The following is a 22,686-nucleotide window of genomic DNA, read 5'->3' as shown; positions in this document are numbered from 1 at the left end:
CTCGACCCCGCGCGGCTGGACGTGGGCCTGCACCTGGACCTCACGCGCCCCGGCACGCCCGACGGCCCCGAGCCCGGCCTGGCGGGGCTGATCGCGCGGACCTGGACGCGCACCGTGTTCACGCCCGCGCTCTACGCCGACATCCGCGACCAGTTCACCCGCTTCGAGGACGCCATGGGCCGCGCGCCCGCCTTCGTCGACGGGCACCGGCACGTGCATCAGTTCCCGGTGGTGCGCGACCTGCTGGTCGAGGAAATCGTGCGGCGCTACGGCGCGTCGCCGCCCTGGGTGCGCTACACGGCGCCGGGCAGCAACAGCGGCCCCGACCGGCTGAAGGCCCGCGTCATCCACGCGCTGGGCGGCGCGCGGCTGGCCGCGCTGGCCACCCGCCACGGCATTCCCGTGAGCCGGCGGCTGCTCGGCGTGTACGACTTCACGGGCGACCTGCAAAGCTACGAACGGCACCTGGCCGACTGGCTCGCGGCCTGCCGCACGGGCGACGTGCTGATGTGCCACCCCTCGGCCGGCATCCAGCCCGGCGACCCGCACGGCTCGGCGCGCATGCGCGAGTACGCGGTGCTGCGCACGCTCGCGCTGGCGCCGCACGAACGGCCCGGCCCGATTGCGATCGCGCCGCTGTCGCGGCTCTTGCAGCGCGGCGAACTGGTTCATGCCTAGGGCCCGGTAGACACGCCGCCGCCGATGACGCGGCGGCGTGCTACCAGCCGGATGCCTCGGCCGCGCTGCCTGCCCTGTCCGTTTCGCCGCGATAGCTCTTGAAGCGCTCGTGCAGAAAGTCGACCAGTGCGCGCGTCTTGGCCGACATGTGGGCCTTGGTGAGAAACACCGCGTAGATGTCGGCGACGGCGGCTCCCACGCGCGCAGCACCTGGCGCAGCGGCCCGAGCGCAGGTACGGCGCCGCATCCCACCGCGAGCGCAGCAGAATGCCGTGGCCGTCGAGCGCCCAGGCCAGCGCGCATTCGCCGTCGTTGCTGCTCAGCGCGCCGCGCACCTTCACCGTTTCCTGCCGGCCGCCCGAGCGCAGGTGCCATGAACCGAAGGCCTCGTCGCCCTCGCGGATGAACAGGCAGCGGTGCTGCTGCAGCTCGCGCGGGTGCGTGGGCTCGCCGGCCTTCGACAGATAGCCCGGCGACGCGCACAGCACGCGCGTGTTCGACGCCAGCTTGCGCGCCGTGAGCCGCGCGTCGGGCAGCGTGCCGATGCGCACCGACACGTCGAAGCCCTGCTCGACCAGGTTCACCGGCCGGTCGGTCAGGTGCAGCTGCACCTCGACCTCCGGAAAGGCCCGCGCAAACTTCGACAGCGCCGGCGCAATGAAGCGCCGCCCGAAACCCAGCGTGGCGCTGACTTTCAGCAGTCCGCGCGGCGCCACCTTGCGCCCGACACCGCGCGCTCCACCGCGTCGAGCGCGTCGAGCACGCGCGCGCCTTCGGTGAGGTAGGTCTCGCCCTCGGGCGTGAGGCCGATGCGGCGCGTGGTGCGATTGAGCAGCCGCACGCCCAGCCGCGCCTCGAGCGCCGCGAGCCGCTTGCTGACCGAAGGCGGCGTGATGCCCAGTTCCTGCGCGGCGGCGCTCAGGCTGCCCTGCTTCATCAGCACGGAGAAAAACGACAGGTCGGAGAGTGCGTCCATGCGCCGGATATTAAGTCGCTCAAGGAAAGAATCAATTGCCCGTTGCGACTTTGTGGCGCACAGGGAACTACCTACGATTGACCACAAGCGCCCCCACCGCTTTGGTTCTTGCAGGAGACACCCCATGAATGAACTCTTTCCCGGCTTCGAGAAGCACCACGTCGACGTGGGCGACGGCATCGTCATTTCCGCCGTCAAGGGCGGCCAGGGCGCGCCGCTGCTGCTGCTGCACGGCCATCCGCAGACGCACGCCATCTGGCACCGCGTGGCGCCCGTGCTGGCCGAGCGCTTCACCGTGGTGGCGGCCGACCTGCGCGGCTACGGCGATGCGTCCAAGCCCGCGGGCGACGCCGATCACGCCAACTATTCGAAGCGCGCGCTGGCCGCCGACCAGCTCGCGCTGATGCGCCACTTCGGCTTCGAGCGCTTCGACCTGATGGCGCACGACCGCGGCGCGCGCGTGGCGCACCGGCTGGCCATGGACCATGCGCACGCGGTGCGCCGGCTGGTGCTGCTGGACATCGCGCCCACGCTCGCGATGTACGCGCAGACCACGGAAGAATTCGCGCGCGCCTACTGGCACTGGTTCTTCCTGATCCAGCCCGCGCCGCTGCCCGAGCGGTTGATAGAAGCCGACCCCGCCGCCTACATCCGCGACGTGATGGGCCGCCGCAGCGCGGGCCTTGCGCCCTTCGACGCGCGTGCGCTGGCCGAATACCAGCGCTGCGTCGCGCTGCCCGGCGCGGCGCACGGCCTGTGCGAGGACTACCGCGCGTCGGCCGGCATCGACCTGGCGCACGACCGCGCCGACCGCGACGCCGGCCTGCTGCTGCAGCCGCCGCTGCTGGCGCTGTGGGGCGAACAGGGCGTGGTGCACCGCTGCTTCAAGCCGCTGGACGAATGGCGCCGCGTGGCGCGCCAGGTCGAGGGCGAGCCGCTGCCCTGCGGCCACTACATCGCCGAGGAAGCGCCCGGCAAGCTGCTGGCCCGGGCGATCCCGTTTCTCACGCAGGAAGACCGCGCATGAATCACCCGCCCCGCACCCTCTACCGCAAGCTCGTCGACTCGCACACCGTGGTGCGGCTCGACGCGCAGAACGTCCTGCTGTTCTGCGACCTGCACCTGATGAACGAGTACACCAGCCCGCAAGCCTTCGCCGGCCTGCACGCACAGGGCCGCGAGGTCGCGATGCCCGGGCAGAACGTGTCGACCGTGAGCCACATCATTCCCACGCACCCGGTGCGCCACCGCGTCATCCAGGACCCGGCCTCGGCGCTGCAGGCCAGCAACCTCAGGCGCAACTGCGAGCGCCACGACATTGCGCTGTTCGACACCAACGACGCGCTGCAGGGCATCGAGCACATCATCGCGCCCGAGCACGGCATGATCCGCCCCGGCATGGTGGTGATCTGCGGCGACAGCCACACCACCACCTACGGCGCGCTCGGCGCGCTGGGCTTCGGCATCGGCACCTCCGAGGTCGAGCACGTGCTGGCCACGCAGACGCTGGTGTACCGGCTCGCGCAGGACATGCGCATCCGCGTCGACGGGCAACTGCCGCTGGGCACCACCGCGAAAGACCTGATCCTGATGATCATCGGGCGCATCGGCGCGCAGCGCGCGCGGCTTCGCGGTCGAGTTCTGCGGCAGCGCCATCGAGGCGCTGTCGGTCGAGGCGCGCTTCACGCTGTGCAACATGGCGGTGGAAGCCGGCGCGCGCGGCGCGCTCATCGCGCCCGACCGCGCCGCCGTCGACTACGTGCTGGCGCGCGCCCCCGACATCGACGCCACGCAGCGCGAACACGCCCTCGCCCACTGGGCCACGCTGCGCAGCGACGAAGGTGCTGCCTTCGACGTGGAACACCGCTTCGACGCCAGCCACGTCGCGCCCCACGTGACCTGGGGTACCAGCCCCGACCAGGCCGTGCCCATCGACGGCGCGGTGCCGCCGGCCGAAGGCGCGCAGCGCGCGAGCATCGAGCAGGCCATGCGCTACACGGGCCTGGCGGCGGGCACGCCGATCGAAGGGCTGGCTGTGCAGCACGTGTTCATCGGCTCGTGCACCAACGCGCGCATCGAAGACCTGCGCGCCGTGGCGCAGGTGGTGCGGGGCCGCCGCGTGGCGGGCGGCGTGCGCGCCATGGTCGTGCCCGGTTCGGGCGCGGTGAAGGCGCAGGCCGAGGCCGAAGGCATTGCCGCGCTGCTGGTCGAGGCCGGCTTCGAGTGGCGCCAGCCCGGCTGCTCGATGTGCCTGGCGATGAACGACGACGTGCTCTCGCCCGGCCAGCGCTGCGCATCGACCACCAACCGCAACTTCGAGGGCCGGCAGGGGCGCGGCGCCATCACGCACCTCATGAGCCCCGCCATGGCCGCGGCCGCCGCGCTCACGGGCCGCATCACCGACGTGCGCAAGCTGGAGACACTGCAATGAGCGACACCCTTCAAACACAACAACAACAGCAGCAGCAGCAGCAGCAGCGGGAACACCATCGCATCGAGGGCATCGCCGCGCCGATCGCCATCGCCAACCTCGACACCGACCAGATCATGCCCAAGCAGTTTCTGCGCGGCATCGACAAGGCCGGGCTCGCGCAGGGCCTGCTGTGGGACCTGCGCTTTCATGGTGACGGCAGCCCGCGCGAAGACTTCGTGCTCAACCGCCCGGCCTACGCGGGCACGCGCATCCTGGTGGCCGACGCCAACTTCGGTTGCGGCTCCAGCCGCGAGCACGCGGTGTGGGGGCTGCAGCAGTACGGCATCGACGCGGTGATTGCGCCGAGCTTCGGCGAGATCTTCTATTCGAACGCGATGAACAACCGCCTGCTCGCGGTGATGCTGCCCGAGCCCGAGGTGCGCGCGCTGCTCGACGCGGCCGCCTCCGGCAGTGAACCGCTGCGCATCGGGATCGACGTGCAGCGGCTCGAAGTCCGCTCGCCCGTGGGCACCAGCGCCTTCGCGTTGTCGGACAGGCACCGCACCATGTTCCTCGAAGGGCTCGACCTGATCGGTGCATCGCTCGTGCACCGCGCGGCCATCGAAGCCTTTGCACAGCGCCGCTGGGCCACCGAGCCCTGGACGCGCGACGTCGCCCGCCGCACGAAGGAACGGCTCGACCGGCTCTTCCCACGACACCCCGAGACAAACCCATGAAACGCTTTCTGCTCTGCGCCCTTTCGCTCGCGTCGGCCACGGCCGCGCTGGCGGAGTTTCCCGACAAGCCCATCACCCTGGTCGTGCCCTACACCGCCGGCGGCCCCACCGACCGCGTGGCGCGCGACTTCGCCGAGGCGCTGCGCAAGACGCTGGGCGGGCAGACGGTGATCATCGACAACGCCGCCGGCGCGGGCGGCAACATCGGCGCGGCCAAGGTGGCGCGCGCCGCGCCCGACGGCTACACGCTGCTGCTGCACAACATCGCCATGGCCACCTCGCCCGCGCTGTACCGCAAGCTGCCCTACAAGCCGCTGGAAGACTTCGAATACCTGGGCATGGTCAGCGAGGTGCCGATGACGCTCATCGGCCGCGGCAACCTGCCCGCCGCCAACCTTGCCGAGCTCACGCGGCTGGTGACGTCCGAGCCCGGCAAGCTCACCATCGCCAACGCGGGCGTGGGCTCGGCCGCGCACCTGTGCGGGCTGCTGTTCCAGCAGGCCGTCAAGGGCAGCATGGTGGCGGTGCCGTACAAGGGCACGGCGCCGGCCATGTCGGAGCTGCTGGGCGGCCAGGTCGACCTGATGTGCGACCAGACCACCAACACCAGCGCGCAGATCGCGGCGGGCAAGCTCAAGGTGTACGGCATCACGACGGCGGCGCGCATCCGCACGCCGTCGCTGGCCGCCGTGCCGACCTTCGACGAGGCGGGCCTCAAGGACTTCCGCGTGGCGGTGTGGCACGGGCTCTATGCGCCCCGGGGTACGCCCCCGGCCATTGCCGACAAGCTCAATGCGCTGCTGAAGGCCAGCCTGAGAGACCCCGACTTCCAGCGCCGCGAAGCCGACCTGGGCGCGGTGGTCGTCACCGACGAGCGCACCGGCCGCGAGGCGCACAAGCGCTTCGTGGCGCAGGAGATGCAGCGCTGGCAGCCCGTGCTGAAGGCGGCGGCGCAGTACGCGGACTGAGTTCACGACAACAAACAGGAGACAAGAGACATGCAACACATCAAGACCATCGCATCCCGGCTCGCATTCGCGGCGGGCTTCGCGCTCACGGCGACGGCTGCTTGCGCACAACCGGCCTTCCCCGCCAAGCCCGTCAAGCTCGTCGTGCCCTATGCGGCCGGCGGCAGCGCCGACATCGCCGCGCGCCTCATCGCGGCCGACTGGGGCAAGGCGCTCGGGCAGACCGTGTTCATCGAGAACAAGGCCGGCGCCTCGGGCAACATCGGCGTCGACGCGGTCGCCAAGGCCGCGCCCGACGGCTACACCGTCGGCCTGCAGACCGTGTCGCTCGCGATCAACCCCGCGCTCTACGCCGCCATGCCCTACGACACGCTGAAAGACCTCGCGCCGGTTGGCATGGTCGCCAGCTCGCAGCACGTGTTGGTGGTCAACAACGAGCTGCCCGCGAAGAACGTGAAGGAGCTGCTGGCGCTCGCGAAGGCGCAGCCGGGCAAGCTCAACTACGGCTCGGCCGGCAGCGGCAGCACCTTCCACATGGCGGCCGAGCTGTTCCGCTCGGTGGGCGGCGTCGACATCCAGCACGTGCCCTACCGGGGCGGCGGCCCGGCGCTGGTCGACACCATCGGCGGGCAGGTGAACATGAGCTTTCCGGTGCTCTCGGCCGCGCAGCAGCAGGTCAAGGCCGGCAAGCTGCGCGCGCTGGGCGTGACCGGGGCCAAGCGCTCGGCGCTCATGCCCGATGTGCCCACCATCGCCGAGGCCGGCCTGCCGGGCTACCGCTTCGAGACCTGGTTCATGGTGATTGCACCGGCCGCCACGCCCAAGGCCGTGGTCGACAAGCTCAATGCCACGCTCAACGCCACCCTGAACGCGCCCGCCGTGCGCGACCGCATGAACCGCGAGGCCTTCGAACCCACGCCGTCGACGCCTGAGCAGGCGCGCGCCCGGCTGGCGTCGGAACTGCCGCTGTGGGCCAAGCTCGCGAAGGACCAGGGCATCAAGGTCGACTGAGCCCCGCCCCGGCCTGCGGCTAATATGCGCGCCTCCCCTTCCCGAGCGCCGCCAGCCCCATGCCTTCCCCGAAAAGCACCGCCTTTCCCTCGGCGGCGCAAGCCGCGCTGCTGTTCCTGGCGCTGTGCCTGTGCGAGATCGTCGTCGGTGCCGCGCTGCGCGACGCCAACGGCTGGCTCGGCCTCAACGTCATGCAGATCAGCGTGCTCTCGGCCGTGCTGGGCAACGGCTGCGTGTTCGCGTTCGTGATGCACACGCAGAAGCTCACGTGGCGCGAGCTGTTCCACCAGTCGCCGGCCTCGGCCCGCGTCACGCTGATGCTGGTGGTGCCGCCGGTGCTGCTGCTGGTGCCGGCGCTGCTGCTGACCATCGTCTCGACGCTGAACCTGCTGATACGCCTCGTGCCGCTCTCGGCCTGGGAAGAGGCGCTGTTCAACCGCATGGGCGACGGCAGCGTGGCGGCGGTGCTGGCGGTGTGCGTCATGGCGCCGCTGCTCGAGGAAATGCTGTTCCGCGGCATCGTGCTGCGCGGCTTCCTGCAGCGCTATCCGCGCTGGCAGGCCATCTTCATGTCGGCGCTGCTGTTCGGCGCGGCGCACCTGAACATCTACCAGTTCGTGGTCGGCTGTGTCATGGGCACGGTGCTGGCGTGGCTCTACGAGCGCACGCGCTCGCTCATTCCGTGCATTGCGCTGCACGCGACCTACAACTGCGCAACGCTGCTGCTGGCCGAGTGGCTCGACGCGGCCTCGCCGCAGCGCCTGCTGTGGTTTGCGCTGCTGGCGCTGGTGACGGCCGTGTGCGGCACGCTGGTGCTGCGGCTGATGCTGGTGGCAAGGCCGGCGCGGGGCACCTCGGTCTAGAAACGCCGCGCCCTAGGGCCGAACGGGCGGCAGCGGCCGCGCATCGACCGCCTCGCCGTCGACGATGAAGTGTCCGCCCGCCACATGGTGCAGCGTGCGCAGTTCGTCGTGGCCCGTGAAGTTCCAGCGCCCGTTGGCGAACACGCGCGCATCGGCCTGCGCGGCGATCACCTCGCCCAGGAACAGGTCGTAGCCCTGCTGGATGTGCGGCTCGGGCAGCAGCCGGCATTCGAGCCAGGCCGCGCAGCCTTCGAGCAGCGGTGCGTCGATGGCCGTGCCCGCGAAGGTCTGCAGGCCGTAGGCGGCGAACTTGTCGTGGCCCGACTTCTCGGTGATCTCGCGGCCCGAGCTGTTGCCCAGCGCTTCGGTCAGGTCGAGTTGCGCGCGCGTGGGCACCTGCAGCGCGAAGGTGCCGGCGCCTTCGAGCAGCACGCGCGTCCAGGTGCTCTTGTCGAGCACTACCGCCACCTTGGGCGGCGCGAAGTCCAGCGGCATGGCCCAGGCCGCGGCCATGATGTTGCGCTGGCCGCCGTGCGCCGCGCTCACCAGCACGGTGGGGCCGTGGTTCAGCAGGCGGTAGGCCTTGTCGAGGGGAACGGGCTGGCGGTGGTGTGGTTGGTTCATGGCATCCGGTCGGGCAATGGCTCAGTGCTCGGATTCTGTCGCAGGCAGGCGCCGCACGACCACCGTGCGGATTCGCTGCGCGTCGGCTTCGGTCACTTCGAATTCGTAGCCGTCGTGTACCCATGTCTCGCCCTGCGCCGGCAAGCCGCCGAAGCGCGCGAGCAGAAAACCCGCGACCGAGGTGTAGCTGTCGTCGTCGCTCAGCAGGCCGTGCGTCTGCAGCGCCTGCTCCAGCAGATGCAGGTCGGCGCTGCCCGACACGGTCCAGCTGTCGGCGGCGGTCTGCAGGATTTCGAGTGTCTCGTCCTCGTCGGGGAACTCGCCCGCGATGGCCTCGAGCACGTCGATGGGTGTCACCACGCCGGTCAGCGTGCCGTGCTCGTCGTTGACCAGCGCGAGCTGCCCGCGTGCGCCGCGCAGCGTGTCGATCAGGCGGATCACCGTGGTCGACTCGGGCACATAGATCGGCGCGCGCAGGCCGCCGCTCTCGTCGATCTTTCCGTGGCGCAGCAGGTGGCCCAGCAGGTCTTTGGCGCGCGCCACGCCCACCACGTCGTCGAGCGAGCCGCGGCACACCGGGAAGATGCCGTGCGGCGTGTCGAGCAATTGCTCGCGCACCGCCTCGGGGTCGTCGTTGAGGTCGACCCACGAGATGTCGGCGCGCGGCGTCATCACCGAGCGCACATTGCGCTCGGCCAGCGACAGCACGCCGCTGACCATGTTGCGCTCCTCGACGGCGAACGCGGGCTCTGGCAGCCGCTCGGCGCCATCGGCCGTGGCGCCGGCCAGCGCCGGTTCGCCCGGCGCGCGGCCACCCAGCAGCCGCAGGATCGACTCGGCCGTGCGGTCGCGCAGCGGGCGGCGCGCCTCGTGCTTGAGCGCATTGCGCTTGGCCCACTGGTTCAGCGTCTCGATCATCACGGAGAAGCCGATGGCGCCGTACAGGTAGCCCTTCGGGATATGAAAGCCCAGGCCCTCGGCCACCAGGCTCAGGCCGATCATCAGCAGGAAGCTCAGGCACAGCACCACCACCGTCGGGTGCGCGTTGACGAAGCGCGTGAGCGGCTTGGACGCCCACAGCATGATGCCGATCGAGATGATCACCGCCGCCATCATCACCGGCAGGTGGTCGACCATGCCCACGGCGGTGATCACCGCGTCGAGCGAGAACACCGCGTCGAGCACCACGATCTGCGTGACCACGAGCGTGAAGCTCGCGTAGGCCGTGGAGCCGGTGGCCGAGTGCGTGACGCCCTCGAGCCGCTCGTGCAGCTCCGACGTGGCCTTGAACAGCAGGAACAGGCCGCCGACGAGCAGGATCAGGTCGCGCCCCGAGAAGCCCTGGCCGAACACCGTGAACAGCGGCGTGGTCAGCGTGACCAGCCACGAGACCACCGACAGCAGGCCCAGGCGCATGAACAGCGCCAGCCCCAGGCCCAGCCGCCGCGCGCGGTCGCGCAGGTGCGGCGGCAGCTTCTCGGCAAGGATCGCGATGAAGATCAGGTTGTCGATGCCCAGCACGATCTCCAGGACGACCAGCGTCAGGAGACCGATCCAGGCGGCGGGGTCGGTGAGCAGTTCAACGATCATGATGGAAGACAAAGGCGCGGCAACGCGTACGGCCCGGCATGGCGCGGGCCATGTCGGGCGACAACAGAGAAAAGGCGGGAGGAACGGGAGCCGCGAAGGGGTCGGACGCGGCGCACGGAGGCAGGCAGAAGCTGGCGCAGGCCAGCGGCCTACTGGGAGGCTCGGAGGAGGAATTCACCCCCGCAGTTTATCGGACCGAAATGACAGCCCGCCGAAAAGGCCGTATCACCCGGCCGGCAGGCGCTGCATCAGGCAGGCGAGCAGCACCGGTTCGTTCTCGATTTTCGAGCGGTCGATGCGGCGGGTCTGGCCGTTGGCGACGATCACGAGCTGCTCGTCCACCAGGATGCCGTCGGTCGCGGACTGCGTGCGCACGGTGTCGATGCTCGACCACGCGATGAGCTGGCCCTTGTGCACCAGCCCCTCGGCGTTCATGCCCAGCACGCCGAAGCCCACCGTGTCGCCCGCGTGCATGCGCCGCTCGACGTCGCTGCGCAGCACCCTGCCGATCGCTTCTTCGATTTCCGTTCGCAGCGCGAAGGCGTGGTCCCACAGGTCGAGCCGCAAGCGCATCGGCCGGCCCCGGCGCGTGGCGATCAGCATGTGGTTGCGGCTGTGGCGATGCCGCAGCCGCGTCACGTCCGCGAACGCGATGATGCGGCGCCCGACCTGCAGGCCGTGCGCGCCGAGGGTCAGCACGCGCGGCGTGCGCCACCACGCGAGGAAGTCGCTGCCGCGCCAGAAGATCAGGTAGAGCGCGAGCGGTGCGGCAACCACCGCCAGGAAGAGCAGGCCATCTTCGGACACGTCCTCTCCGTCGGAGAGAAAAGGAAAAAGATAGACCCCCGCGAACACCAGCAGCACCGCGCACAACGCATAGACCACGACCAGCCCACCCAGCACGCAATAGAACGCATGGCGCGGAAAGATCCTGGCGTGGCGAATGGGCATGTGGACTGCCCAATGCTTGGACAACGGGCGGTGTGCGTGGCAGAAAAAAACAGAGGTCCACCTTAACAGCGCGATGCGGGCCGAACGCGGATGAACGTGCGGCCGTGGGGCTCTTTTTTCGGTATCGGTGTTGCGTCGACCGGGACGATAGGTAGGAAGAGTTAAGTTCCCCGCGGGCTGTTGGGTGACCTCTGCTTAAGCACTCACTGCGCGCGCTGCTTCGCCACGAACTCCGGCGTCACCGTCCCCTGCTTGTTCCCGAACTGCGCGATGACGTAGTTCGCCAGCGCCGCGACTTCGGTGTCCGTGTAGGCCTTGTCGAACGCGGGCATGTAGACCTCGCTGTCGTGCACGCGCATCTTCACGCCCCGCAGGATCATCTGCGTGACATTCGCGCCGCCCGCATCGTTCACGCCGCGCGTGCCCAGCAGCGACGCGTAGTTCGTCTGCTGCCCTTGCCCGTTCCACTGATGGCAACTGGCGCATGCCGCCGCGAAGAGCCTGAGTCCCTGCTCATGCCCTTCGGCCGTGTTGGCCGCCGGCGCCGCCGCGCTCGCGGCCACGGCCCAGGGCGCCTTCGCATCGATCTCGATCGGGCTCTTGCCGGCCTTCGCGGGCACCGTGCGCAGGTAGCTCACCAGCGCCGCCGTGTCTTCGGTCTTCAGGTACTGCAGGCTGTGCTCCACCGCCTCGCCCATCGGCCCCGAGGCCGAGCCGCGGCCTTCGGCGTGGCCCGTGGTGAGGTAGGTGGCCAACTCCGCGTCGCTCCACGCGCCGATGCCGTTCTTCGCGTCCGACGTGATGTTGTAGGCGCGCCAGCCCTGCACCGATTCGCCCGCGAGGTTGTTGCTCGTCTCCAGCGCAAAGGCGAAGTTGCGCGGCGTGTGGCATTCGGCGCAATGGCCCAGCGCGGTGGCCAGGTACTTGCCCTGGTTCCACGCGGGCGACTGCGCCGGGTCGGCCTCGAAGCGGCTGCTCTTGAAGAAGGCCGCGTTCCAGAAGCCCATGGCCCAGCGCTGGTTGAACGGAAAGCCCAGGTCGGCTTCGCGGTTCGGCTGCTTCACCGGGGGCAGGCTGAAGAGATAGGCCTTGATCGCCAGCACGTCCTTGCGGCTCAGCGCGGTGTACGCGGTGTACGGAAACGCCGGGTACAGGCGCTGCCCGTCGGCGCGCACGCCGTCGTGCACGGCGCGCACGAACTGGTCGTCGCTCCAGTTGCCGATGCCCGTGGTCGGGTCGGCCGTGATGTTCGACGAGTAGATGGTGCCGAAGGGCAGCACGAAAGGCAGGCCGCCCGCAAAGGGCTCGCCCTTTCCGGGCACCGTGTGGCACGCGATGCAGTCGGCCGCCTTGGTGAGGTATTCGCCGCGCACCAGCAGCGCCGCATCGGCCGGCGCGCCGGCCAGCGCGGGCGCCTCGCCCTCGGACTTGTCGGTGCGGTTGAGAAAGAAGTACAGCGCCGCGCCCACCACGAACACGACCACCAGCACGTTGAGAAGCCGCTTCATGTCGCGCTCCTTTCGCCCGGTGCTGCATGCCCGGCATCGGCGATCTTTTTCTTCATCGCCTCCTTGTCCTGCGCCAGCAGCGCGCGGTTCACGGGCAGCGCGCGCAGGCGCACGCCCGTGGCCGCGAAGATCGCGTTGGCCAGCGCCGGCGCGGCGATGGCGGTGCCGACCTCGCCGAGCCCGCCGGGCGCTTCACCGCTCTTGATGGTGTGGACCTCGACCGGCGGCGACTCGTTGATGCGCAGCATCCGGTAGTCGTGGAAATTGCTCTGCTCGATGGCACCCTCGCGCAGCGTGATCTCGCTGAACAGCGCGGCGCTCAGGCCGAACAGCAGCCCGCCCTGGATTTGCGCCTCGATGGAACTCGCGTTCACCGCAATGCCGCAATCGAGTGCCACCACCGCGCGTCGCATGCGCACCTCGCCCTGCGGCGTGACCTCGACCTCGACCATCGCGCACACACGGCTGCCGAACGGGTCACCCACGGCCACGCCGCGTCCCACGCGCGCCGGCAGCGTGCCCTTGCCCCAACCGATCTTGTCGGCGGCCAGGTCGAGCACGGCGAGCGTGCGCGGGTTCTTCTTCAGCAGCGCGCGCCGGTAGGCCACCGGGTCTTTCTTCGCGCGCTGCGCCAGTTCGTCGATGAAGCTTTCCATCACGAACAGGTTGTGCGTGGGCCCCACGCCGCGCCACCAGCCGACGTTCAGGCCCGCCGGCATGTCGTGGCGCACCCACTCGACCTTGAGGTTCGGCAGGTCGTAGCAGGGCTCGGCGACGCATTCGATCAGGTCGCCGTCCATGCCGTCCTTGCCCATGAAGGCGGGGGCCCAGCGGCCCAGCACGGTGCCGCCCGAGATGCGGTCGCCGAACCACAGGATCTGCCCGTCGCCGTCGACCACGGCCGAGATGTCGTCGTGGTACATCGGGCGCACGATGTCGTGGCGGATGTCTTCCTCGCGCGACCACACCACCTTCAGCGGATACGGCACCTGCCTGGCGAAGGCCACGGCCTGCTCGACCGAGTCGGTCTCCAGCCGCCGGCCGAAGCCGCCGCCCAGGTACTGGTTGTGCAGCACGACCTTGTCCGCGGCCAGCCCCGTGATCTTGGCGGCCACGTCCACGCAGCGCGCGGGCACCTGCGTGCCGACCCAGATATCGCAGCCGTCGGGCCGCACGTGCACCGTGGTGTTCAGCGGCTCCATGGTCGCGTGCGCCAGCATCGGCAGGTCGTAGGTGGCCTGCACCAGCCTGCCTTCGGGCCGCTTGCCGGTTTCCTTGCCGACGATGGCCTTGTCCTTCGCGAGCGCATCGGCCAGCGCCGCGCGCAGCTGCTGCGTGGTGAGCGTGGCGTTGCGCCCGGCGTCCACTGGATCTTCAACGCATCGAGGCCCCGCTTCGCGGCCCAGAAATGCTCGCCCACCACGGCCACCGCGTCCTTGATGCGCAGCACGTCGACCACGCCCGGAATGGCGCGCGCGGCCTTGTCGTCCACCGAGGCCAGCACGCCGCCCAGCGTGGGGCTGGCCTTGACCGTCGCCACCTTCATGCCCGGCACGCGCACGTCGAGGCCGAACTGCGTGCTGCCGTTGACCTTGCCGGCCGAATCGACACGCCGCAGCGGCTGGCCGATGAGCTTGAAGTCCTTCGGCTCCTTCAGCGCCACCTTGGCCGGCATCGGCAACTTCGCGGCGGCTGCGGCAAGCGCGCCGAAGCCAAGCTGCCGGTTGCTCGGCGCATGGCTCACCACGCCGCGCGCCACGGTGCAGCTCGCGGGGTCGACGCTCCATTGCGCGGCGGCGGCGCTGACCAGCAAGGTGCGCGCGACGGCGCCGGCCTCGCGCAGCACGCCGTAGCTGCCGCGCGTGCTGGTCGAGCCGCCGGTGATCTGCCCGCCGAGCAACGGCATGCCGTAGAGCGCTTCGTTGGCCGGCGAATGCTCCACGCGCACCTGGTCGAGCTCGACGCCGAGTTCCTCGGCCAGCAGCATCGCCGAGCCGGTGTAGATGGCCTGGCCCATCTCGACCATCGGCATGACGAGGCGCACGCCGCCGTCGGCGTCGATGCGGATGAAGGCGTTGGGGGCAAAGGCGGGGTTGCCGTCCGCCAGCGCGGCGGCTTCGTCGGCGGGTTGGCGGCGCGCGCTGATGGCCGCGAAGGCCTTGCTGCCGCCGACCCAGGTGAAGGCCAGTGCCAGGCCGCCGGCCTGCAGGGCGGCGCGCCGGCTGATGCCGGTGGCGGCGCTCACGATGCGCTCCTGGCCGGCATCGTCACCACCGACTGCATTGCCTCGGGCTTGCCCGTGGCCGCCTGCTTGATGGCGGCCCGGATGCGCGAGTAGGTACAGCATCGACAGACGTTGCCCGACATGGCCAGGTCGATGTCGGCGTCGCTCGGGTTGGGCGTGCGCTGTATCAGCGCGGCGGCCGACATGATCTGGCCGGACTGGCAGTAGCCGCACTGCACCACGTCGACATCGAGCCAGGCCTTCTGGATGCTCTGGCCGGCCGGCGTCTGCGCGATGGCCTCGATGGTGGTGACGGCCTTCTTGCCGATCGCGCCGACCGGCAGCACGCACGAGCGCACCGGCTGGCCGTCGAGGTGCACGGTGCAGGCGCCGCACTGCGCGATGCCGCAACCGAACTTGGTTCCTGTGAGCCCGACGATGTCGCGCAATGCCCAGAGCAAGGGCATGTCGTCGGGAGCGTTGACGGCAACGGACTGGCCGTTGATGTTGATATCAATCATGGGCCCTGCCTTTTCTGCTTGTTTCATCGGGGGTCGGCACTGCACCATAGCGCCAGTTCGAGAAATGCGCTTGCGCTTCGCCAAACACGCCGGCACGCGCCAACGAAAGTCTTCATCGTCAGCTTCCGGTCCGGCGGCGGCTGCCAGCATCCCGCGACAACAAAAAGCAAAAGGCCTTGTCCATGACCGCAGAAGCCGCACCGCAGTCCGCAGCCAGCCCCCGCCGCCCCGGCATCGCCGACCTGGTGGCGGGCGTGTCCATCGCGGGCCTGCTGCTGCCCGAGGCGGTGGCCTATTCGGGCATCGCGGGCCTGCCGCCGCAGGCCGGCGTGATCGCGCTGTTCGCCGGGCTGCTGGTGTACGGCCTGTTCGGCAGCAGCCGCTTCGCGATCGTCTCGGCCACCTCGTCGTCGGCGGCCGTGCTGTTCGCAGCGACCACCTCGATGCCCGGCGTCGACATGGCCACGCGGCTCGCCATGGGCGCGGGCATCGTCGGGCTGGCCGGGGTGTTCTTCGTCGTCGCGGGCATCCTGAAGCTGGGCGCGGTGTCCAGCCTCATCGCCAAGCCGGTGCTGCGCGGCTTTGCGCTGGGCTTGGCACTGACCATCGTGGTCAAGCAGTTGCCCAAGGTGCTGGCGGTGCAGCCGGCGCACAGCGATTTCTTTCGCCTCATCGCGGGGCTCTTCGGCGAATGGCAACACTGGAACCTGGCCGGCGCGGCCATGGCGCTGGTCGCGCTGGCGCTGCTGCGCGGGCTGGCCCGCTGGCGCGCGGTGCCGGCCGCGCTGCTGGTGATCGTGGCGGGCATCGCGCTCGACGTGAGCGGGCTGTGCCATGCCTGGGGCGTGGCGGCGGTGGGGCCGATCTCGCTCGACTTCTCGCACCCCGGCGTGCCGCAACTGGACCGCGCGCAGTGGCAGAACCTGGGCGGGCTGGCGTTCGCGATGGCGCTGATTCTTTACGCGGAGTCCTACGGCTCGATCCGCACCTTCGCCATGCGCCACGGCGACAACGTGTCGGCCAACCGCGACCTGCTGGCGCTGGGCGGCGCGAACCTGCTGTCGGCGGTGTTCCAGGGCATGCCGGTGGGCGCGGGCTACTCGGCCACGTCGGCCAACGAATCGGCCGGCGCGCAGAGCCGCGCGGCGGGCATCGTGGCCGGGCTCGTGGTGCTGGTGGCGGTGCTCACGCTGCTGCCGTGGATCACGCACACGCCAGAGCCGCTGCTGGCCGCCATCGTGATCAACGCGGTCAGCCATTCGCTGAACCCCTCGGCGCTGCGGCCGTACTTTCACTGGCGGCGCGACCGGCTGGTGGCGCTGGTGGCGGTGGCCGCCGTGCTGCTGCTGGGCGTGCTCGACGGGCTGCTGGCGGCCATCGGCGTGAGCTTGTTGCTGCTGCTGCGCGGCTTCTCGCGCACCACCGTGAGCTGGCTCGGGCGGCTCGGCCAGAGCCACGACTACGTCGACACCGCCCGCCACCCCGAGGCCGTGGTGCCGCCGGGCACGCTGATCGCGCGGCCCGAGGTGCCGCTGTTCTTCGGCAACGCCGATGCGGTGTTCGTGTCGATCCGCGCGCGCATCGACGCCACGCCGGGGCTGCGGCGCATGGTGCTGAGCCTTGAGGAATCACCCGACCTCGACGCCACCAGCATCGAGGCGCTGTGCGACTTCGCGGCCTATGTGCGCGTGCGCGGCGCGCGCCTGTCGCTGGCGCGCGTGAAGGACAACGTGCGCGACCTGCTGGCCAAGGTGGACTCGCCCGACCTGTACGCGCAGGTGTATGCGCCGTGGAGCGTGGACGACGCGGTGCAGCCCGCCGCCGCTAGCGCGGCGCCAGCGCCGCCTGCCGCCTGAACTCGCTCGGGCTCCCGCCCGTGTGCTCGCGGAACACGCGGCTGAAGTGCGAGAGGTTGCTGAAGCCCGAGGCCAGCGCGATGTCGGTGATGGAGCGCGCCGCGTTCGCGGGGTCGAGCAGGTCGCGGATGCTCGCGGCCAGCCGCTGGTGCTGGATGTAGCCGTTCAGCGTTTCGTCGTCGTCGGCGAAGGCGCTGTGCAGCAGGCGCTTGCTGCAGCGCAGAGCCAGCGCCATGCTGTCGATCGACAGGGCCGGGTCGTGCAGGTTCTGCGCGACGTGATGGCGGATGCGGTCCTTCAAGGCTTCGCGCTGCGTGAGCGGCGTCTCTTGCCCCGCCAGTTCCATCAGCGACAGCCGCACGAGCTGGATCAGCAGGTCGCCCGCGCCGCGCGCCGCCGCCTCGCTCATGAAGGGCAGCTCCAGGTAGGTGCTGCGCATGGTCTCCAGCGCCACGCGCGAGATGCCGCTGGCCCCGCCGATGCGCCGCGCGACCAGGTCGTTGAGCGGCAGCGCGGGTGACGCGAGCTGGTCCTTCGGCAGCATCACGATCAGGTGGTCGCTGCGCTCAGGGTTGGCCACGGTGTAGTCGGCGGTGGTGTCGTAGAGCGTCCATCCGCCCGAGCGCACGGCGGCGGCGCGCCCGCGCTGCGTGACCTCGGCCGAGCCCTGCCAGGGCGCGACGATCTTCAGGTAGGGCGTGTCGCTCAGGCGCGCCATCTGCCGCGTCTTCAGCACGCGGTGCCGGTTGGCTTCGAGCCGCGTGAGGATCACGTCGCCCGCATGCGAGGCCGCGAGGTGGCCGTCGAATTCGCTGTCGTCGTACAGGTCGGAGCCCAGGCCGCCGAAATGCCGCCACACCCACTCGCACCACAGCGGCCCGCGCTCCTTCGGCGGGATCGGGTCGGTGGACAGGAGCAAGGAGGAGGCGGTCATGCGGGCGGCGGCGGCGAGAACGAAAGATTTCAACACGAAGCCGGGGTGCCGCGCATTGTGAAGCGCCTTCAAGACCCAAGGGATTGCGGGTTAACCACTAGGCAGCTGCACGCTGCGTCAAGTGCTTTGTGCGCGGCGGGCACAGCGCCCGAAGGCCTGCGTTTCTACGATTCCGGCAGCGGGCGCATACCGACGCCCGGCAGGAGACCTTCATGCTTCAACCCAATCGCCGCCGCTGGATCCAGGGCACCGCCACCGCCCTGGGCGCGGCCGCCGTCGCCCCCCGACTGTTCGCCCAGAGCGGGCCCGTGAAGATCGGCTACGCCATCGCGCGCACCGGCCCGTGGGCCGCCGGCGCGCAGGTGAGCCAGGAACCCAACTACCTGCTGTGGGCCGAGCAGGTCAACGCGGCGGGCGGGTTGTCGGTGAAGGGCGCCAGGCGCCCCGTCGAGCTGATCGGCTACGACGACCGCAGCGAGACCGAGACCTGCGTGCGCACCTTCGAAAAGCTCATGGGCAGCGACAAGGTCGACCTGGTGCTGCCGCCCTGGGGTTCGGGCGCCAACTTCGCGGTGGCCCCGCTGGCCAACCGCTTCGGCTATCCGCTGCTGGCGCCCACCGCGCTGTCGCGCAAGCTCATCGACATGCGCCTGCCCTTCTTCTTCTCGCTGCTGCAGCAGCCCGACAAGATGATGGGCGCGCTGGTCGACATGCTGGTGGCGCAGAACGTGAAGACCATCACCATCGTCTACATGGACGACCTGTTCGGCCTGGAGAACTTCGCGGCGCTGAACAACGCGCTGAAGAAGACCGGCATCCAGGTGCTCGACCGCAAGAGCTACCCGCTGGGCGTGAAAGACCTGGCGCCGGTGCTGCGCACCATGAAGGACCTGAACCCCGACGCGTTCATCGGCATCACCTACCCGCCGGACACCATCCTGGCGAGCCGGCAGGCGCGCGAGGTGGGCTTCAACCCGAAGTACTTCTACGCGTCGGTGGGCACGGCCTTCCAGCTCTACAAGAACGTGATGGCGGCCAACACCGAAGGCGTGATCGGCATGGGCTCCTGGAACGGCAAGACCAGCCCCGAGGCCAAGGCCTACTTCGACGCGCACACCAAGAAGTTCGGCAAGGAACCCGACCGCTGGGCCAGCGGCCACGCATGGGCCGGCCTGCAGATCCTGCAGCAGGCGGTGGAGAAGGTGGGCCTGGACCGCAAGGCGCTGCGCGAGCAGATCGCGAAGAACGAGTTCAAGACCATCCTCGGCCCGATCCGCTTCGAGGGCAGCGAGAACGCGTCCATTCCGGGCACGGTGTCGCAATGGCAGGGCGGCGACTTCGAAGTGGTCTGGCCCAAGGACCGCGCCACCGCGCAACTGATGCCCAAACCGGCCTGGAAGTAAAGACGTGTCTTTTTCTGGATGGGCCGAGCTCCTGGCCGGCGGACTGATCACGGGCGGCATCTACGCGCTGGTGGCCATCGGGCTGAACCTGCAGTACGGGCTGATGCGCATCATGAACATCTCGCACGGCGAGTTCCTGATGCTGGGCGCCTTCGCCACATGGTGGGCGCACAGCACCTGGGGCATCTCGCCGCTGCTGTTCATGCCGGTGGCCTTCGCGCTGCTGATGGCGCTGGGCATGGCGGTGCACTGGCTGTGCTTTCGGCAGGTCGCGGCGCGCGCGCCGAACGTCGATGTGTTCGAGGCGCGCAGCCTCATGGTGGGCTTCGGCCTGATGTTCCTGGTGCAGAACACCGCCCTGCTCGCGTGGGGCGGCGACCTGCGCGGCTACGACTACCTGGCCGACCCGGTGCAGGTGGGCGAGATGCGCTTCACCGCCAACAAGCTGGTGCTGTTCGGCGTGGCGCTGGCGTTGAGCATCGCGCTCATCGCGCTGCTCAAGCTCACGCTGCTGGGCAAGGCGGTGCGCGCGCTGATGCAGTCGCCCACCGGCGCGCAGCTGGTCGGCATCAACACGAAGCGGCTGCACCCGCTGATGTTCGGCATCGGCCTGGGCCTGTCGGGCGTGGCCGGTGCGCTGCTGTCGATGACCTACGAGATCTCGCCCTCCATGGGCGAGCCCTACACGGTGACGGCGCTGATCGTCATCACCCTCGGCGGCTTCGGCAGCATCGCGGGCAGCCTCGTCGGCGGCCTGCTGCTGGGCGTGGTGGAAGCGCTGGGCATGTACTTCACGAGCCCCTCGCTCAAGATGCTGCTGTCGTATGCCGTGTTCATCGGCGTGCTGATCTGGCGGCCCAACGGACTGTTCTCCAGAAAATGATTGCTTCCCTTCCCCGAAACAAGCCGTGGTGGGTGCTGTGCGCCGGCCTGGCGCTGGCGGCCGCCGTGCCGTGGGTCGCGAGCGAGTTCGTGGCCTCGGTCGCGCTCGGCTGCCTGATGTACATCGCGCTGGCCACGAGCTGGTCCTTGTTCTGCGGCGCCACGCGCTACCTGTCGCTGGCCACCTCGGCCTTCTTCGGCCTGGGTGCCTATGCGAGCGCGACGCTGCTCGACGTGCTGCCGTGGCCGCTGGTCATATTGAGCGGCGCGGCCATTGCCAGCGCGGTGGCGGTGTTGATGGGCGCGGCCGTGCTGCACCTGCGCGGCACCTACTTCGCGGTGCTGACCTTCGGCATGACCGAGCTGATCCGCCATGCCGTGACCTTCGTCGAGAAGCAGGTCTCGGGCACCGTGGGCCGCGTGCTCACGGTGGTGCCGTCGAACGAGACGGTCTACCTCACGGTGCTGGCGATTGCCGGCGCGGCCGTTGCCACGGCGCTGCTGGTCAAGCGCAGCCGCTTCGGGCTGGCGCTGGCGGGCATCGGCGCCGACGAGCAGCGCGCGCAGACGCTGGGCGTGGACACGCGCCGCGTGAAGGTCATGGGCTTCGCGCTCACCGCCGCCTTTGCCGGCGCGGTCGGCGCGGCCATGGCGGTGCGCTGGACCTACATCGACCCGCCGGCCGTGTTCAGCCCCTTCATCGGCTTCCAGACCGTGCTGATCGCGATGATCGGCGGCGCCGCGAGCATCGGCGGGCCGGTGGCCGCGGCGATCGTGTTCAGCCTGCTGTCCGAAACGCTGCGGCTGCAGCTGCCCTACGGCTACATGATGGTTCTGGGCCTGCTGCTGATCCTGTGCGTGATGCACCTGCCAACGGCCTCGCATCGCTGTGGCAGCGCAAGGCGGCTGTGCTGCGGAGGCACGGCCATGAGTAACGCGCAACCGCTGCTCGAAGCCCGCGAACTCACGGTGCGCTTCGGTGGCCTCACCGCCGTCGACGCCGTCAGCGCCACGCTGCATGCCGGGGAAATCGTCGGCATCATCGGCCCGAACGGCGCGGGCAAGACCACCTTCTTCAATGCGATCTCGGGTGTGGTCATGCCGACCTCGGGCACGCTGCGGGTCGAAGGCGGCGTCGACCTGACGCGGCGCGGCCCGCACCTGTACGCCGCGCACGGCATCGCGCGCACCTTCCAGACGCCGCGCGTGATGGCCGACATGACGCTCGAAGACAACGTGCGCTTCGGCATGCAGTTCGCGGGCCGCCACCGCACGCCCATCGCGGGACTGGGCAGCACGGGCGAAATTCTCGACATGCTGGGCCTGGGCGGCCTGGCGAAGCACATCGCGGCCGATGTCACGCCCTCGCAGCAGCGCCTGCTCGAGATCGGCATGGCGCTGGGCACGCGGCCGCGCGTGCTGCTGCTCGACGAGGTGGCCGCCGGCCTGACCGAGATCGAGGTCGACGCGATGGCGCGGCGCATCCGCCGCCTGCGCGACGAACACGGCCTCACGGTCGTATGGATCGAGCATGCGGTCGCCACGCTGCTGAAGTACGTCGAGCGCGTGCTGGTGCTCCACCAGGGCCGCAAGATCGCCGACGGCACGCCGGCCGAGGTCGTGCGCAACGCGGACGTGGTCGAGGCCTATCTCGGCGACGAAATGGAGGCCACCGCATGAGCGGCAACGCCAGTCAACTCACGGTGCGCGGCCTGTCGGCCGGCTACCACGGCTTCCAGGTCATCCAGGGCATGGACCTGGACGTGACGCCCGGCGTCACCGTGGTGCTCGGCCCCAACGGCGCCGGCAAGACCACGCTGCTGAAGGCGCTGGCCGGCCTGCTGCCGCGCACGGGCGAAGCCCTGCTCGACAACGCCGCGCTGCCGTCCGGCGACGCCACGGCCTGCGTGCGTCGCGGCCTCGCCCTCGTGGCCGAGGGCCGCCAGCTGTTCCCGCAGATGACCGTCACCGAGAACCTCGAACTCGGCGGCTGGCTCGTTCCCGCGCGCTGCGCGCCGAGCGCCTTGCGCGTGCCTTCGACGACTTTCCGCGCCTGAAGGAACGCGCCGCGCAGCTCGCCGGCACCATGAGCGGCGGCGAGCAGCAGATGGTGGCCGTGGCGCGCGCCATGATGAGCGGCCCGCGCCTGCTGATGCTCGACGAGCCTTCGCTGGGCCTGGCCCCGCGCATGGTCGACGAGCTGCTGGCCATCGTGCGGCGCATCGCCTCGCAGGGCGTGACGGTGCTGATGGTCGAGCAGAACGTGCGCAAGGCGCTGCAGGCCGCCGACCGCGGCTACGTGCTCGAACGCGGGCGCGTCGTCGCCTCGGGCGAGGCACAGGCGCTGCTGCATTCCGACGCGGTGCGCCAGGCCTATCTGGGCGTCGCCTGAACTCCCTCTTCTCCCCTTTTTGCAAGGACACCCCATGACCGACATTTCCATGCTCATCGACGGCGAACGCGTGCCGCCACCGGCGGCGCCACCTTCGAGCGCCGCAACCCACTGGACGGCGGCGTCGCCACGCGCGCGCCCGCCGCCACGCCGGC

General features: G+C 70.0%; 16 protein-coding genes and 5 pseudogenes. 13 read left to right on the top strand and 8 right to left on the bottom strand.

Translation table 11 applies throughout. From position 1 onward, the window contains the following. Window positions 1-678 (top strand): ChbG/HpnK family deacetylase (locus tag BMG07_RS31865; RefSeq protein ID WP_198087857.1); only part of this gene is annotated, 678 nt, incomplete at its 5' end. A 40-nt stretch (window positions 679-718) separates the two neighbouring features. On the opposite strand, the pseudogene BMG07_RS31860 reads toward BMG07_RS31865, so the two are convergent. After that, window positions 719-1,654, bottom strand: a pseudogene (locus BMG07_RS31860) (LysR family transcriptional regulator). Between the two features lie 124 nt (window positions 1,655-1,778). Between BMG07_RS31860 and BMG07_RS31855 the strand changes: the two are divergent. From BMG07_RS31855 to BMG07_RS31830, 6 genes and pseudogenes are all read left to right on the top strand, one after another. Further along, complete coding sequence (locus tag BMG07_RS31855; protein WP_198087856.1) at window positions 1,779-2,681, top strand: alpha/beta fold hydrolase; 903 nt, start codon at window positions 1,779-1,781, stop codon at window positions 2,679-2,681. Next, window positions 2,678-4,085 (top strand): annotated as a pseudogene (gene leuC / locus BMG07_RS31850) (3-isopropylmalate dehydratase large subunit). The gene BMG07_RS31855 and the pseudogene leuC overlap by 4 nt, the downstream one beginning before the upstream one ends. After that, entirely contained in the window at window positions 4,082-4,804 is a 723-nt protein-coding gene (leuD, locus tag BMG07_RS31845) for a 3-isopropylmalate dehydratase small subunit (RefSeq protein ID WP_198087855.1), read from the top strand. Before leuC ends, leuD begins: the two are co-directional and overlap by 4 nt. Next, window positions 4,801-5,772 carry a tripartite tricarboxylate transporter substrate-binding protein gene (locus BMG07_RS31840; RefSeq protein ID WP_198087854.1) on the top strand — a complete coding sequence of 324 codons (972 nt, stop codon included), beginning with the start codon at window positions 4,801-4,803 and terminating at the stop codon, window positions 5,770-5,772. Before leuD ends, BMG07_RS31840 begins: the two co-directional genes overlap by 4 nt. A 30-nt stretch (window positions 5,773-5,802) precedes the next feature. Continuing rightward, window positions 5,803-6,783: a tripartite tricarboxylate transporter substrate binding protein gene (locus tag BMG07_RS31835; RefSeq protein ID WP_198087853.1), complete on the top strand. Its 981-nt coding sequence runs from the start codon at window positions 5,803-5,805 to the stop codon at window positions 6,781-6,783. Between the two features lie 59 nt (window positions 6,784-6,842). Further along, window positions 6,843-7,646, top strand: a complete 804-nt coding sequence (locus BMG07_RS31830; RefSeq protein ID WP_198087852.1) for a CPBP family intramembrane glutamic endopeptidase — start codon at window positions 6,843-6,845, stop codon at window positions 7,644-7,646. 12 nt (window positions 7,647-7,658) lie between these two features. Here BMG07_RS31830 and BMG07_RS31825 read toward each other — a convergent pair whose 3' ends face one another. From BMG07_RS31825 to BMG07_RS31800, 6 genes and pseudogenes are all read right to left on the bottom strand, one after another. After that, window positions 7,659-8,270, bottom strand: coding sequence for a flavin reductase family protein (locus BMG07_RS31825; protein WP_198087851.1), 612 nt, complete (start codon window positions 8,268-8,270; stop codon window positions 7,659-7,661). 21 nt (window positions 8,271-8,291) lie between these two features. After that, on the bottom strand, window positions 8,292-9,860 hold the full coding sequence (locus tag BMG07_RS31820; protein ID WP_198087859.1) for a TerC family protein: 1,569 nt from the start codon (window positions 9,858-9,860) through the stop codon (window positions 8,292-8,294). Window positions 9,861-10,085: 225 nt separating this feature from the next. Beyond that, window positions 10,086-10,811, bottom strand: a complete 726-nt coding sequence (locus BMG07_RS31815) for a hypothetical protein (protein WP_269759593.1) — start codon at window positions 10,809-10,811, stop codon at window positions 10,086-10,088. A gap of 203 nt (window positions 10,812-11,014) precedes the next feature. Then, complete coding sequence (locus BMG07_RS31810; RefSeq protein WP_198087850.1) at window positions 11,015-12,319, bottom strand: cytochrome c; 1,305 nt, start codon at window positions 12,317-12,319, stop codon at window positions 11,015-11,017. Then, window positions 12,316-14,564 (bottom strand): annotated as a pseudogene (locus BMG07_RS45170) (molybdopterin cofactor-binding domain-containing protein). The gene BMG07_RS31810 and the pseudogene BMG07_RS45170 overlap by 4 nt, the downstream one beginning before the upstream one ends. Next, window positions 14,561-15,064 (bottom strand): (2Fe-2S)-binding protein, encoded by a 504-nt coding sequence (locus BMG07_RS31800; protein WP_198087849.1) that lies wholly within the window; start codon window positions 15,062-15,064, stop codon window positions 14,561-14,563. The pseudogene BMG07_RS45170 and the gene BMG07_RS31800 overlap by 4 nt, the downstream one beginning before the upstream one ends. 182 nt (window positions 15,065-15,246) lie before the next feature. Between BMG07_RS31800 and BMG07_RS31795 the strand changes: the two genes are divergently transcribed. Next, entirely contained in the window at window positions 15,247-16,920 is a 1,674-nt protein-coding gene (locus tag BMG07_RS31795) for a SulP family inorganic anion transporter (RefSeq protein ID WP_198087848.1), read from the top strand. On the opposite strand, the gene BMG07_RS31790 is transcribed toward BMG07_RS31795, so the two are convergent. Then, the gene (locus BMG07_RS31790; RefSeq protein WP_198087847.1) at window positions 16,889-17,854 is read right to left on the bottom strand and encodes a helix-turn-helix domain-containing protein; all 966 of its coding nucleotides are present in this window, start codon (window positions 17,852-17,854) and stop codon (window positions 16,889-16,891) included. The genes BMG07_RS31795 and BMG07_RS31790 overlap by 32 nt on opposite strands. Before the next feature lie 212 nt (window positions 17,855-18,066). Here BMG07_RS31790 and BMG07_RS31785 point away from each other — a divergent pair, with 212 nt between their 5' ends. From BMG07_RS31785 to BMG07_RS31765, 5 genes and pseudogenes are all read left to right on the top strand, one after another. Beyond that, window positions 18,067-19,257 (top strand): amino acid ABC transporter substrate-binding protein, encoded by a 1,191-nt coding sequence (locus BMG07_RS31785; RefSeq protein WP_198087846.1) that lies wholly within the window; start codon window positions 18,067-18,069, stop codon window positions 19,255-19,257. A 4-nt stretch (window positions 19,258-19,261) separates the two neighbouring features. Beyond that, a complete protein-coding gene (locus BMG07_RS31780) occupies window positions 19,262-20,140 on the top strand; it encodes a branched-chain amino acid ABC transporter permease (RefSeq protein ID WP_198087845.1) in 879 nt (292 codons plus the stop codon). Then, a pseudogene (locus BMG07_RS31775) lies at window positions 20,137-21,074 on the top strand (branched-chain amino acid ABC transporter permease). Before BMG07_RS31780 ends, BMG07_RS31775 begins: the two are co-directional and overlap by 4 nt. After that, window positions 21,067-21,819, top strand: coding sequence for an ABC transporter ATP-binding protein (locus BMG07_RS31770; RefSeq protein WP_198087844.1), 753 nt, complete (start codon window positions 21,067-21,069; stop codon window positions 21,817-21,819). The pseudogene BMG07_RS31775 and the gene BMG07_RS31770 overlap by 8 nt, the downstream one beginning before the upstream one ends. Beyond that, window positions 21,816-22,531 (top strand): annotated as a pseudogene (locus BMG07_RS31765) (ABC transporter ATP-binding protein). The gene BMG07_RS31770 and the pseudogene BMG07_RS31765 overlap by 4 nt, the downstream one beginning before the upstream one ends. The last annotated feature ends 155 nt before the right edge of the window (window positions 22,532-22,686 follow it).

The organism is Variovorax sp. E3 (assembly GCF_016082275.1).
Classification (GTDB): domain Bacteria; phylum Pseudomonadota; class Gammaproteobacteria; order Burkholderiales; family Burkholderiaceae_C; genus Variovorax.
The sequence above is the reverse complement of the archived record's forward strand: the minus strand, read 5'-3'. Positions and strand labels throughout refer to the sequence as shown.

Coding starts and splice junctions, on each gene's coding strand:
- BMG07_RS31785 (WP_198087846.1), top strand. CDS start 18,067: ATGCTTCAACCCAATCGCCGCCGCTGGATCCAGGGCACCGCCACCGCC.
- leuD (WP_198087855.1), top strand. CDS start 4,082: ATGAGCGACACCCTTCAAACACAACAACAACAGCAGCAGCAGCAGCAG.
- BMG07_RS31835 (WP_198087853.1), top strand. CDS start 5,803: ATGCAACACATCAAGACCATCGCATCCCGGCTCGCATTCGCGGCGGGC.
- BMG07_RS31825 (WP_198087851.1), bottom strand. CDS start 8,270: ATGAACCAACCACACCACCGCCAGCCCGTTCCCCTCGACAAGGCCTAC.
- BMG07_RS31830 (WP_198087852.1), top strand. CDS start 6,843: ATGCCTTCCCCGAAAAGCACCGCCTTTCCCTCGGCGGCGCAAGCCGCG.
- BMG07_RS31800 (WP_198087849.1), bottom strand. CDS start 15,064: ATGATTGATATCAACATCAACGGCCAGTCCGTTGCCGTCAACGCTCCC.
- BMG07_RS31770 (WP_198087844.1), top strand. CDS start 21,067: ATGAGTAACGCGCAACCGCTGCTCGAAGCCCGCGAACTCACGGTGCGC.
- BMG07_RS31790 (WP_198087847.1), bottom strand. CDS start 17,854: ATGACCGCCTCCTCCTTGCTCCTGTCCACCGACCCGATCCCGCCGAAG.
- BMG07_RS31840 (WP_198087854.1), top strand. CDS start 4,801: ATGAAACGCTTTCTGCTCTGCGCCCTTTCGCTCGCGTCGGCCACGGCC.
- BMG07_RS31855 (WP_198087856.1), top strand. CDS start 1,779: ATGAATGAACTCTTTCCCGGCTTCGAGAAGCACCACGTCGACGTGGGC.
- BMG07_RS31820 (WP_198087859.1), bottom strand. CDS start 9,860: ATGATCGTTGAACTGCTCACCGACCCCGCCGCCTGGATCGGTCTCCTG.
- BMG07_RS31795 (WP_198087848.1), top strand. CDS start 15,247: ATGACCGCAGAAGCCGCACCGCAGTCCGCAGCCAGCCCCCGCCGCCCC.
- BMG07_RS31815 (WP_269759593.1), bottom strand. CDS start 10,811: ATGCCCATTCGCCACGCCAGGATCTTTCCGCGCCATGCGTTCTATTGC.
- BMG07_RS31810 (WP_198087850.1), bottom strand. CDS start 12,319: ATGAAGCGGCTTCTCAACGTGCTGGTGGTCGTGTTCGTGGTGGGCGCG.